Origin of the sequence: Streptomyces panacea (assembly GCF_040560175.1) — a bacterium.
Classification (GTDB): domain Bacteria; phylum Actinomycetota; class Actinomycetes; order Streptomycetales; family Streptomycetaceae; genus Streptomyces; species Streptomyces panacea.
The window spans coordinates 1-12,037 of sequence record NZ_JARJHW010000212.1; the positions used below are offsets into that span (position 1 = coordinate 1).

Consider the following 12,037-nt stretch of genomic DNA (forward strand, 5'->3'; position numbering starts at 1 on the left):
CTCAACGGCTTCGACGGACACCAGCCCTACACCCCCGAGGAAGTGCGCGAGGCCCTGCAGATCGGCCCGGACGCTCCCATCATCACGACGGACGCCCGGCACCGCGCCGACGCCAAGAGCGGACTGATCACGCTCGTCGAACACGCACTCATGGCTCGGCTCAAGTAGACGTTTCCGTACGGCAGTTGCCGTAGCCAGGACCCGGTGTGGGCTGTGTCTTTTGACATAGCCCACGTCGGTGTTCATAACGTTTTGAGAAGAGAATTCACGCCGCCCGGTCGCCCGACGCGTTCGGCTGGTATCGCTGTGCTCACATCAACCTCGCCTTTTGGCGGGGCTCGTTCTCTATGCCCGTTTTATCTCCGGTATGGACCACTCGGAATGGCTGATTCCCACTGTTTGGAACGGGACGGCCTCACGTGCTGGAATTCGATGAACTCCCGAGTAGCACGGCCCTGAACGAAAAACGGCACGACATAGGTGCCGACGCCGAGAGGTTGTTGGTCGAGTGAGGCGCAGCAAGACGAGCTCCGCGGAGCAGGCGGCGCGGGGCAACTTCACCCCGCCGCGGCGTACAGCGGCACCGCCTGCGGATGCGCCCGGGAAGCCCCCGGCACCCGGCAGCACCAGTCGCCTGTCACCACGCAACTGGCGGGTACCGACGCGGCTCAACGCGATCCTCCTGATCCCCGTGCTCGTCGGCCTCGTCATGGGTGGTTTCCAGGTCAAGGGCTCGATCGACACCTGGCAGGAGGCGCAGGACGCGGAGCGGACCGCGCTCGTCGTCCGGGCCGCGTCCGAGTACGGCCAGGCCCTGCTCAACGAGCGCGACCTCACCGCGCAGCCCCTGTTGACGAACAAACGCGACGACAAGATCGTCGTGGACGCCAGGGCCACCACGGACGCCGCGAAGGCCACGTTCGACCGCGCCGTCGAGTCCATGCCGCAGGACCAGGGCCTGGAACGGCGGCTGCGCCTCTTCCGCGCCGAAGAGCCCAAGCTGGAGACGATCCGCAAGACGGCGTACACGGCGGGGGTCGAGACGCCCGACAAGACCGGCCGCAACGGCGGTCCGGTGGCGACCGAAGAGGGATATGTGCTGGTCCAGCACTCCCTCATGGAGTTCTCCAACGAACTGGGCCTCGGCACCGGCAACATCACCAGCTACGGCCGCACCGCCTACGCCATCCAGCTCTCCAAGGCCGCCTCCTCCCTCCAGCGCTCCATCGGTCTGCACCTGCTGGTGCGGCCGAGCGAGAAGCCGGCGGTCAGGGCGGGCCAGTCGATCGCGTTCTCCTCGTACGCCTACCTGGAGGACATCGCGGTCGCGGAGTACGTCTCCGGCGGCACGGACGCGGACACGGCCAAGCTCCAGAAGATCATGGGCGAGAAGGCCGCCGAGGGCGCCAAGAAGCTCGCGACGGCGCGGCAGCAGGCCGCGGCGGCGGGCGAGAAGTTCATCGCCCCGCCGGCCCAGGACGGCTCGGTCGTCGACGGCATGGTCGCCGCCATCGCCACCGGTGACAGCCCCTCCCAGCTGGAGGAGCGCGGCGTCACCCCCACGGCGTGGATGGCCGCGACCACCGCCAAGTTCGACGGCTACACGGTCATCGAGAAGGACCTGGTCGACAACGCCGTCAGCGACGCCGCGGAGATCTCCGACGGCGCCAGGAACGACGCGATCATCAACGGCGCGATCGTGCTGATCGCCCTGCTGGCCGCCTTCGTGCTGGCCGGGATGATGGCGCGGCAGATGAGCCGGGCCATGCGCCAGCTCCGTACGGCCGCTTTCGGCATAGCCGAGCAGCGGCTGCCGATGCTGGTCGACCAGCTGTCCCGTACCGAGCCCGGCCGCGTCGACACACGCGTCCAGCCCATCCCGATCGACTCCAGGGACGAGATAGGCGAGGTCGCCCGCGCCTTCGACCAGGTGCACCGCGAGGCCGTCAGGCTCGCGGCCGAGCAGGCCATGCTCCGGGGCAACGTCAACGCGATCTTCACCAACCTCTCGCGGCGCAACCAGTCGTTGATCGAGGGCCAGCTGACCCTGATCACCGAACTGGAGAACAACGAGGCCGAGCCCGAGCAGCTGGAGAACCTCTTCAAGCTGGACCACCTCGCGACCCGTATGCGCCGCAACGGCGAGAACCTGCTGGTCCTCGCCGGTGAGGAACCGGGCCGCCGCTGGAACCAGCCGGTGCCGCTGGTCGACGTGCTGCGCGCCGCCTCCTCCGAGGTGGAGAGTTACGAGCGCATCGAGCTGACCGGCGTGCCGGAGACCGACATCCACGGCCAGGCCGTGACCGACCTCGTGCATCTGCTCGCCGAGCTGCTGGAGAACGCCACGACGTTCTCGTCGCCGCAGACCAAGGTACGGGTGACCGCGACGCGGCTGCCCGACGGCCGCGTGATGATCGAGATCCACGACAAGGGCATCGGCCTCACCGCCGAGGACTTCGCCGACATCAACCACAAGCTGGCCAACCCGCCCACCGTGGACGCCGCGGTGTCCCAGCGCATGGGCCTGTTCGTGGTCGGCCGGCTGGCCGACCGGCACGGCGTACGGGTGCAGTTGCGGCCCTCGGGCGAGCAGGCGGGCACCACGTCGCTGGTCATGCTCCCGGACGCGATCACACACGGCGGCGGCGGCGAGCAGCCCCCGCCGGACGACTTCACGGTCTCCCAGATCATCCCGGAGCAGCAGGCCCCGGCCTTCGAGCCGGAGCAGCAGTCGTTCTCGACGCCCATGCTGACGGCGGCCGAACTCGGCTTCGACGACTCCCGTTACGACGAGGGGGCGGAGGCCGGGACGGCGAATCCGCGCAGTCTCGATCCGGTGAACCGTTCCCTCAAGCGCGACGAGCGCCGCGCGGCGCTCGGCGGTGGCAACGGCGCCGCCCCGGCGCTGCCCGGCGGCGAGCAGCCGCTCTACGGCGATCAGGTCGACGGGCAGTACCGCGAGGAGACCGACGGGCAGTACGCGCCGCGGCAGGCACCGTACGAGCAGAACGGCTACCCCGCCCCCGAGGGTGGCGCCGAGGCCGGGCAGACGTACGGGGGCACGGGGTACGACGCGTACGCCACCCCCGACGGCTACCGGACGGACGGCGACGGGTATCAGACGCCCGACGGATACCCGGAGCAGCAGGATCCGCTCGGCGGCGCGTATACGGAAGGGGCCTACGAGGCTCCGCGGCCGGACGGGGCGGCCTACGACAACCTCTTCGCCCCCCAGGCCAACCAGGGTGGCTGGAGTGACCAGGGTGGCTACCAGGGCGGGTACGACGCGACGCGGCAGCCCGAATCGGAATCGTCCGACGGCGCTGCGGCGGGCACCCGGGAACGCGTAGAATTCGAACGTCCGGGACCCTCGCCGAGCACCAGTCACACACTGACCGGAGCGGGACTGCCGCGCCGTGGTGGCACGTCGCAGCCGCCGAAGCCGGAGTCGTGGCAGACCACCGGTGGGGACGACGGACAGCGGAACGGACACGACAGCGGTCAGGCCGATCTCTTCGGCCGGACCTCCCCGCAGGCCGCCACGCCGCAGGAGCCGGCGCGGGTTTCCGACCAGCCGGCACCGTCCCCCGAGGCACAGCGGACGAACGAGACCGACGAGACGTACGCACCGGCGGCCCCGCAGCCGCAGAACGGGCAGAGTGAGGCGAACGGCCCCGACGACTGGCGTTCGACGAACGACGACCGCTGGCAGCGGGCCGAGAAGCTCAAGGAGCCCAAGGCCGGCGGGATCACCCCGTCGGGGCTCCCCCGCCGCGTTCCCAAGGCCAACCTGATCGAGGGAACCGCGGAGGCGACGCCGCAGACCGGCCCCCAGGTCTCGCGCGCGCCGGAGGATGTACGTGGCAGGCTGAGCAACCTGCGGCGCGGCGTCCAGCGGGGCCGTAACGCGGGGGCGGGCAACGCGGGAGCGGCGGGGACGGATACGAACGGACCGGGTCGAGGCCCGGGCAGTACCTACAACCAGGAGCGTTAGTGTGAGCCCGATGAGCCAGGCGGCACAGAATCTCAACTGGTTGATCACCAATTTCGTGGACCACACCCCCGGGGTGTCCCACACCGTGGTGGTCTCCGCCGACGGACTCCTGCTGGCCATGTCCGAGGGTTTCCCGCGGGACCGCGCCGACCAACTGGCGGCCGTGGCCTCCGGTTTGACCTCGCTGACCGCCGGGGCCTCCAGGATCTTCGAGGGCGGTGCCGTCACCCAGACCGTCGTGGAGATGGACCGCGGGTTCCTCTTCCTCATGTCCGTGTCCGACGGCTCCTCGCTGGCCGTCCTCGCGCACCCCGAGGCCGACATCGGCCTGGTGGGCTATGAAATGGCTCTGCTCGTCGACCGGGCGGGGACGGTGCTGACGCCGGACCTGCGCGCCGAACTCCAGGGAAGTCTTCTCAACTAACAGACAGACAGTGCGTTTCGCGCCATCGCACCATAGGGTTCGGTGGCGCGACTCCACAGAACAGTTACCGGCGACCGGAGTCGGAGGAGGAAACGGTGGCAACACCCCCAGGCGGACATCCTTACGAGGGTGGCCGACAGGTCCCGGGTGAGCGTGCCCGGAACCACTTCGACTCCCCCTCCGTGCCGGGCGGGAACGGCGGCCAGGGCGGGCAGTGGGACGGCGGCGGACAGCCGTATCATCCACAGCAGCAGCCGTACCAGCAGCCTCAACAGCCGTACGGACAGCAGCAGTCGTACGGCCAGGGTCAGCAACAGCCGTACGGTCAGCAGCCGTCGTACGGTCAGGGGCAGGGCCAGGGACAGCAGCAGCCGTACGGACAGCAGCCCTCGTACGGTCAGCAGCCGCCCCGCGTCCAGCCGGTACAGCCGAGGCGCCATCAGGAGCCGGAGCACGCCGCGCACAACCCGTTGGTCCGTCCGTACGCCATGACCGGCGGCCGGACACGGCCGCGGTACCAGCTCGCCATCGAGGCACTGGTCAGCACGACGGCCGATCCGTCCCGGCTGCAAGGGCAGTTGCCCGAGCACCAGCGGATCTGCCGGCTCTGTTTCGAGATCAAATCGGTCGCCGAGATTTCGGCACTGCTCTCCATCCCCCTGGGCGTCGCCCGGATCCTCGTAGCCGACCTGGCGGAGGCCGGACTTGTCGCCATTCATCAACCCGGCGGCGACGAGACCGCCGGGGGCCAACCAGATGTGACACTGCTCGAAAGGGTGCTCAGTGGACTTCGCAAGCTCTAGCGGCGGTGCAGCCCGCTCAACCACCAGCGCGAAGATCGTGGTGGCGGGCGGATTCGGCGTGGGCAAGACCACGTTCGTCGGCGCCGTCTCGGAGATCAACCCGCTGCGTACCGAAGCCGTCATGACCAGCGCCTCCGCCGGCATCGACGACCTCACCCACACCGGAGACAAGACCACCACCACCGTGGCCATGGACTTCGGCCGTATCACCCTCGACCAGGACCTGATCCTGTACCTGTTCGGCACCCCCGGACAGGACCGTTTCTGGTTCATGTGGGACGACCTCGTACGCGGCGCCATCGGCGCCGTCGTACTCGTCGACACCCGCCGCCTCGCCGACTGCTTCCCCGCCGTCGACTACTTCGAGAACTCCGGGCTCCCCTTCGTCATCGCCCTCAACGGCTTCGACGGACACCAGCCCTACACCCCCGACGAAGTACGCGAGGCCCTGCAGATCGGCCCCGACACCCCCATCATCACGACCGACGCCCGGCACCGCGCCGACGCCAAGAGCGGACTGATCACCCTCGTCGAACACGCACTCATGGCACGACTTCGTTAAGCGTCTCCGGGCCCCGCGCCCGGACTTGAAAGGCCGCGGCCCCGCACTCCGAGGAGTGCGGGGCCGCGGCCGTCGCGTGTGGTCGCTCACGGGGCCCGTGAGCGCGAGAGCCCCGCACGGTGGTCCGTGCGGGGCTCTGACGGCGCTGTACGGCCGCTGGGGCGTCCGGAATCAGCCCTGCCAGCTGTGCGGGGCCCGGAAGCCCGGCGTGCGCTCCAGACGGCGCCAGCCGGCCGTGGAGCGGCCTCGGTGGGCCGAGGTGGCGTCCGCGCCGGTGCGGGCCGCGGCGCGCGCCATGAGGACGGCGGTGATGGCGGCCAGCTCCTCGGGGCCGGCCTGGCCCCTCTCGACGCGGAGCAGGGAGCTGTCCGCGCGGAGCGGGGAGTTGTCGGTGGAATCGTTCATCGGGCTCGTGTCTCCGTCTTCTCGGCGGGTGGGCGGCGTCGCGGGCGGCACGGGGGCCGCGTCCGGCGGGCGCGGGCTCACTGCGGGGGGTTGCCGTGCTTGCGGGAGGGCAGGTCGGCGTGCTTCGTACGGAGCATCGCGAGGGCCGAGACGAGGACCTCACGGGTCTCGGCCGGGTCGATGACGTCGTCGACCAGACCGCGCTCCGCGGCGTAGTACGGGTGCATCAGCTCGGCCTTGTACTCCTTGACCATGCGCACACGCATGGCCTCGGGGTCCTCGGCCTCGGCGATCTGCTTGCGGAAGATGACGTTGGCGGCGCCTTCCGCGCCCATCACCGCGATCTCGTTGGTCGGCCAGGCATAGGTGAGGTCGGCGCCGATGGACTGCGAATCCATGACGATGTAAGCACCCCCGTACGCCTTGCGCAGGATGAGCGAGATCCGCGGGACGGTGGCGTTGCAGTACGCGTAGAGCAGCTTCGCCCCGTGGCGGATGATGCCGCCGTGCTCCTGGTCGACGCCGGGCAGGAAGCCGGGTACGTCCAGCAGGGTCACGATCGGGATGTTGAAGGCGTCGCACATCTGCACGAAGCGCGCGGCCTTCTCGGATGCCTCGATGTCCAGGACGCCCGCGAGGGACTGCGGCTGGTTGGCGACGATGCCGACGACCTGGCCGCCCAGCCGGGACAGCGCGCAGATGATGTTGGTGGCCCAGCGCTCGTGGATCTCCAGGAAGTCGCCGTCGTCGACGAGCTCCTCGATGACCTTGCGCATGTCGTAGGGGCGGTTGCCGTCGGCCGGGACGAGGTCGAGCAGCACGTCGGAGCGGCGGTCGGCCGGGTCCTCGGACTCGGCGGTGGGCGGGTTCTCGCGGTTGTTCGAGGGGAGCATCGCCAGCAGGTAGCGGACCTCGGCGATGCACGTCTCCTCGTCGTCGTACGCGAAGTGCGCGACGCCCGAGGTCTCGGCGTGCACGTCCGCGCCGCCGAGTCCGTTCTGGGTGATCTCCTCGCCCGTGACCGCCTTGACGACGTCGGGTCCGGTGATGAACATCTGCGACGTCTCACGGACCATGAACACGAAGTCGGTGAGGGCGGGGCTGTAGGCGGCGCCGCCGGCGCACGGGCCGAGCATCACGCTGATCTGCGGGATGACACCCGACGCCTTGGTGTTGCGCTGGAAGATGCCGCCGTAACCGGCGAGCGCGGAGACGCCCTCCTGGATACGGGCGCCCGCGCCGTCGTTCAGCGAGACCAGTGGGGCACCGGCCGAGATGGCCATGTCCATAATCTTGTGGATCTTCGTGGCGTGGGCCTCGCCCAGGGCGCCGCCGAAGATGCGGAAATCGTGCGCGTACACGAAGACCGTGCGGCCATCGACCGTCCCCCAGCCGGTGATCACCCCGTCCGTGTACGGCCTCTTGGCCTCCAGGCCGAAACCGGTGGCCCGGTGTCGGCGCAGCTGCTCAACCTCTTTGAACGAGCCCTCGTCGAGCAGCAGCGCGATACGTTCGCGAGCCGTCAGCTTGCCCTTGGCGTGCTGCGCCTCGGTCGCGCGTTCGCTCGGCCCGCTCAGCGCCTGCCCCCGCAGCGAGTGCAGCTCGGCCACACGCCCACGGGCATCGACGGGCTCACTCGGCGTCTGGTCCACAACGGTCATGTACCGACCCTACGAAGAACAGAGGAAAAAGCCGCCGTCGACTCCGCACAGTCTCCTGCCCGGATTCCTGGTGGGGCTGGACAGAACCGGGGTGGGCGCGGGCCGATTCGACAGCCCAGAGCCCCTCGCGCTTGTGAGATTCCTCCAGATGTCAGTCGGATGTCGGTCGGTGGCCAACCAAGGGTCACGCGTCGTCCCCGTGTGGCGGGGGTGACGGCGGGGGTGGCCGAGGGCGCCGGACCTGGGCGCCGCCGGTGCCTCGTCGGGACGTCGCCGGAACCCCGCCGGAACCTCGCCGATGGCTCGTCGGTGCCTCGTCCGGACCTCGTCGGGGCCGGTTTCGGTGGCGGCGGGTGAGCGGCCGACGTCAGGTTGTGAAGACTCGCCGACCCATGAGAGCGCTCTCAGTCACAACTCTTGACGCGTCCCGGACACGTGACGAGAGTGGAGCGCAGACGCAGGCGCGCCCCCACACACCGCGCCTCACCGCGTTCCCCCCACATCTCAGGAGAACATCCGTGATATCGCGCAGAATGTTTCTGACCGGTACGGCCGCCGCGGCCACGGCGCTCACCTACCCCGCCTGGGGAAGCGCTCTCAGCCCCCGCGCCTCGGCCGCCGCCGACACCTGCGAACTCGCCCTGGTGAACAAGTCGTTGCCCGGCTCGGTCAACGCGTACGTCACCGGCCACGAGCAGGGCACCGACCGCTGGGTGCTGCTCCGCGCCGACGGCAGCGTGTACAAGCCGGAGTCGCCCGCCGAGGCCAACACCCCGCTGCCGGTGGACTGCGCCATTCCACTGGGCGCGGCGGGCGGCGCCGCCGTCACGCTGACACTGCCTCAGATGTTCGGCGCACGCGTCTACTTCGTACGCGACGACACGCTGGACTTCTTCCTGAACCCGGGTCCGTCCCTGGTCGAGCCGGCGTTCGCGAGCGAGAACGACCCCAACTACGGCCGCACCTGGTCGTTCGCCGAATTCACCTTCAACCCCCAGCAGTTGTACTCGAACATCAGCTACGTCGACCTGGTGACCGCGCTGCCCGTCGGGATCACCCTGGAGGGCGACGCGAAGCACGACGTCGCCCCGCTGCCCGAAGGCGCCCTCCAGAAGATCGCCGACGGTCTGACCGCGCAGGCGGCGGCCGACGGGCAGCCGTGGGACAAGCTGGTCACGCGCGGCGCCGACGGTCAGGTCCTGCGGGTGATCGCGCCGCAGAACGCGATGGCGCCGTTCTTCGACCGGCCCGACGAGATGCCCTTCAGGGACGTCTTCAACGGCTACATCGACCAGGTCTGGGAGAAGTACGCCGCCGAGGACCTCAAGATCGACCTCCAGGGCGGGCGGGGCGTGCTGGCCGGCCGGGTCAGTGGCGACACCCTCACCTTCGAGGGCGGCCACACCTTCTCCAAGCCGTCCTCGAAGGACATCTTCACCTGCAACCACGGCCCCTTCACCAACAATCCGGGCGACTCGGACGACAAGAAGGCGCTCCTCGCGAGGCTGGCGGCCGGCTTCAACCGCTCGACGCTGCTCACCCACCCGGACCAGCCGAACGGCGCCACGGCTGCGGACTACTACAAGGACGCGTCCACCAACCACTGGGCGCGGGTGCTGCACGCCAACACCCCGATCGGGTACGCGTTCCCGTACGACGACGTACGGCCGGACGGCGAGCCGGACGTCTCGGGCGCGGCGCACGACGGCAATCCGGTGCACTTCACCGTGTCGGTCGGTTCCTGAGTCCTGACCGTCCAGACAGTCCGACTGTCCAAAACGTCCCGACCGTCCAGACGGCCACGACTGTCCGACAGCGCGCCGACGGTGCCCCGTCACCTCCCTCCTACCGAGGGGGTGGCGGGGCACCGTCATGCGTGCCCGGGCGCGCGCGTGGGCGGGATCTCGGACGAGGCAGCCGAACGGGTGGGGCGGACGGGGCGGGCGGACGAGGTGCCGGACGGCTTTCGGGCGGCCGTCACCCGATCGACGGAAGATGTTGAAGTTTTAACGAGATGGGTCTAGGGTGAAATTACTTGAAGGCTAAACAAACAGGCACCGGGAGAAACCATGTCACTCTTCAACCGCAAGTCCGAGACCGACTCCGCCACCATCGCGGTCAACCCCGAGCTGGCCGAGCTGACCGGTGACTACACCATCGACCCGTCGCACAGCAGCATCGGCTTCACCGTGCGCCACGCGATGGTCACCAACGTCCGCGGCTCGTTCGGCAAGCACGAGGGCACGCTGAGCCTGGACGGCTCGAAGCCGGAGAATTCCTCCGCGTCGATCGACGTGGAGATGGAGAGCATCGACACCGGCGCGCCCGACCGTGACGGTCACCTGCGCGGCGCGGACTTCTTCGACGCCGAGACGTTCCCCAAGATGACCTTCCGCTCGACCGGCACGGAGCAGGCGGGCGGCGACGACTACCGCATCACCGGTGACCTCACCATCAAGGACGTCACCAAGCCCCTCACGATCGACCTGGAGTTCAACGGCAAGGCGATCGACCCGTACGGCAACGAGCGGGTCGGCTTCGAGGGCAGCGCCACGATCTCGCGCTCCGACTGGGGCCTGACCTGGAACGCCGCGCTGGAGTCGGGCGGCGTGGTCGTCAGCGACAAGGTGAAGCTGGTCTTCGACATCTCGGCGATCAAGAACCAGCCGCAGGCCGCCTGACCGGCCCCCGCACGCCAGGAGCGCGCGCGGCGACCGGCACCGGCGGGACATACGTCCGACGCGTGACGCGTCAGAACCCGCCCCCGTCGAAACCGCCGCCGCCTCCGAAGTCCCCTCCCCCGCCGAAGCCGCCTCCGTCGAATCCACCGCCCGAGCCGAAGTCACCGCCCGAGCCGCCGTCGTAGCCGGTGTAGTCGCCGCCGCCGTAGTCCGCGGCGTAGGCGGGGGTGGTCAGGACGGTGCCGAGCATGGTGCCCACGAGCAGGGCGGGGAGTACGCCGCCGCCGAAGTAGCCGCCGGCCCAGGGGCCGTACGCCGGACCCGCGTCGTAGTACGGGCGCGGGCCGCGCTCGGTCTGCACCATCCGCGTCATGGGGTCGTCGCCGCCCTCCAGGCGCGCCGCGTCGGCCGCGCAGACGGGGATGGCACGGACGGCGCCGCCGGGCGGCGGCGACCAGTCCACGTCCTTCGTGGAAGGACCGTGCCGGGGGTCGAAGAAGCACGGTGAACGGCGCTCCGGCAGCGGCCTGCCCTCCCGTCGCGCCGCGAGTGCGGCGAGCGAGAAGCGGCCGTCGGCCAGCGCCTCGGTCACCCCGCGCACATCCTCCGGGCGCCCGGCGCGGTCCATGAGGGACTTGGCCTTCTCGTACGCGTCCAGTGCCCGCTCGTAGTCCGCGCGCATCGCGTCGTCGGCGCCCTTCTCGCCCGGATGGAAGTCGAGCCGGTCGAGCTCCTCGCCGAAGGCGGTGATGTCCTCGTCCACGACGACCCGGAGCTTGTCCAGGGCCTGCCTGTCGCGCTCCTCCTTACGGAGGCGGTTGCGGCGCAGCACCGCGTACACACCGGCGCCGCCCAGCACGACGACGCCGCCGAGCGTGATCAGCCCGGTCGTCGCGCTTCCGCCGTCGGTGCCGTCGCCGGAGGACGTGTCCCAGCCCGCGGGCGCCTGGCCGCGGGACTCGGCGAGTGCCTGGTCGACGAAGTTGTTGAGCTCCGTCGAGGCCCCGACGGGGCCCGTGCCCTTCGCACCGTCGGTGATCGTACGGACGGCGTCCGGCGGCAGGTTACGGGCGTCCGCGGCGGCGTCGAACTTGTCACCGAGGCGTACGGCGTACACGCCGGACACCCCGGTCGCGGTCCGGAGCCTGTCCAGCAGTGTGTTGTCCGGATCGAATTCGGCGGCCTGCGGCAGGACGGCGACGAAGACAGGCTTGTCGGCGTCCTTGATCTTCTTCGTCAGCGCGGCGGCGTCCGACCGGGAGAGCTGGTCGGAGGCGCGCGGGTCGACATAGACCGGGCCCTCCTTGAAGGCCTCGGCCACGGCATCGGGGCCGGTGGCTGCCTGCGCGCCCGGCGCCGCGACGACGGCGGCGCCGGTGAAGGCGAGCAGCAACCCGGACAGAGTGGTGAACAGCCTCGTCCTCATATCACCGACGGTACCGGAGGGGGCCACGATCCGGAGTGGGCGGAATGCGACGGAATGATGACGTGATGAGGCCGTACGGGG

General features: G+C 69.9%; 9 protein-coding genes and 1 pseudogene. 7 read left to right on the forward strand and 3 right to left on the reverse strand.

The window, feature by feature from the left end; genetic code table 11:
* The 5 genes and pseudogenes from P3L51_RS31550 to P3L51_RS31570 all read left to right on the forward strand — a co-directional run.
* A pseudogene (locus P3L51_RS31550) lies at window positions 1–168 on the forward strand (ATP-binding protein); the annotation flags it as partial.
* A gap of 340 nt (window positions 169–508) precedes the next feature.
* Window positions 509–3,994, forward strand: coding sequence for a sensor histidine kinase (locus P3L51_RS31555; protein WP_354608753.1), 3,486 nt, complete (start codon window positions 509–511; stop codon window positions 3,992–3,994).
* Between the two features lie 10 nt (window positions 3,995–4,004).
* On the forward strand, window positions 4,005–4,418 hold the full coding sequence (locus tag P3L51_RS31560; protein ID WP_354608754.1) for a roadblock/LC7 domain-containing protein: 414 nt from the start codon (window positions 4,005–4,007) through the stop codon (window positions 4,416–4,418).
* Between the two features lie 95 nt (window positions 4,419–4,513).
* Entirely contained in the window at window positions 4,514–5,221 is a 708-nt protein-coding gene (locus tag P3L51_RS31565) for a DUF742 domain-containing protein (protein WP_354608755.1), read from the forward strand.
* Window positions 5,202–5,783, forward strand: coding sequence for a GTP-binding protein (locus tag P3L51_RS31570; protein ID WP_031229389.1), 582 nt, complete (start codon window positions 5,202–5,204; stop codon window positions 5,781–5,783). Before P3L51_RS31565 ends, P3L51_RS31570 begins: the two co-directional genes overlap by 20 nt.
* Before the next feature lie 171 nt (window positions 5,784–5,954).
* Here P3L51_RS31570 and P3L51_RS31575 read toward each other — a convergent pair whose 3' ends face one another.
* Together P3L51_RS31575 and P3L51_RS31580 are read right to left on the reverse strand one after the other, a co-directional pair.
* On the reverse strand, window positions 5,955–6,188 hold the full coding sequence (locus P3L51_RS31575; RefSeq protein ID WP_354608756.1) for an acyl-CoA carboxylase subunit epsilon: 234 nt from the start codon (window positions 6,186–6,188) through the stop codon (window positions 5,955–5,957).
* Window positions 6,189–6,265: 77 nt separating this feature from the next.
* Window positions 6,266–7,849, reverse strand: coding sequence for an acyl-CoA carboxylase subunit beta (locus tag P3L51_RS31580; protein WP_354608757.1), 1,584 nt, complete (start codon window positions 7,847–7,849; stop codon window positions 6,266–6,268).
* Window positions 7,850–8,382: 533 nt separating this feature from the next.
* On the opposite strand from P3L51_RS31580, the gene P3L51_RS31585 reads away from it, so the two are divergent.
* Together P3L51_RS31585 and P3L51_RS31590 are read left to right on the forward strand one after the other, a co-directional pair.
* Window positions 8,383–9,594 (forward strand): glycoside hydrolase family 64 protein, encoded by a 1,212-nt coding sequence (locus P3L51_RS31585; protein ID WP_354608760.1) that lies wholly within the window; start codon window positions 8,383–8,385, stop codon window positions 9,592–9,594.
* Window positions 9,595–9,918: 324 nt separating this feature from the next.
* A complete protein-coding gene (locus P3L51_RS31590; RefSeq protein ID WP_354608758.1) occupies window positions 9,919–10,530 on the forward strand; it encodes a YceI family protein in 612 nt (203 codons plus the stop codon).
* A gap of 70 nt (window positions 10,531–10,600) precedes the next feature.
* Here P3L51_RS31590 and P3L51_RS31595 read toward each other — a convergent pair whose 3' ends face one another.
* Complete coding sequence (locus P3L51_RS31595; protein ID WP_354608759.1) at window positions 10,601–11,956, reverse strand: hypothetical protein; 1,356 nt, start codon at window positions 11,954–11,956, stop codon at window positions 10,601–10,603.
* Window positions 11,957–12,037: the final 81 nt, after the last annotated feature.

Bases quoted from the DNA above. Each gene is read 5' to 3' on its own strand.
- P3L51_RS31560 (WP_354608754.1), top strand. From the start codon at position 4,005: ATGAGCCAGGCGGCACAGAATCTCAACTGGTTGATCACCAATTTCGTG.
- P3L51_RS31575 (WP_354608756.1), bottom strand. From the start codon at position 6,188: ATGAACGATTCCACCGACAACTCCCCGCTCCGCGCGGACAGCTCCCTG.
- P3L51_RS31580 (WP_354608757.1), bottom strand. From the start codon at position 7,849: ATGACCGTTGTGGACCAGACGCCGAGTGAGCCCGTCGATGCCCGTGGG.
- P3L51_RS31585 (WP_354608760.1), top strand. From the start codon at position 8,383: ATGTTTCTGACCGGTACGGCCGCCGCGGCCACGGCGCTCACCTACCCC.
- P3L51_RS31590 (WP_354608758.1), top strand. From the start codon at position 9,919: ATGTCACTCTTCAACCGCAAGTCCGAGACCGACTCCGCCACCATCGCG.
- P3L51_RS31595 (WP_354608759.1), bottom strand. From the start codon at position 11,956: ATGAGGACGAGGCTGTTCACCACTCTGTCCGGGTTGCTGCTCGCCTTC.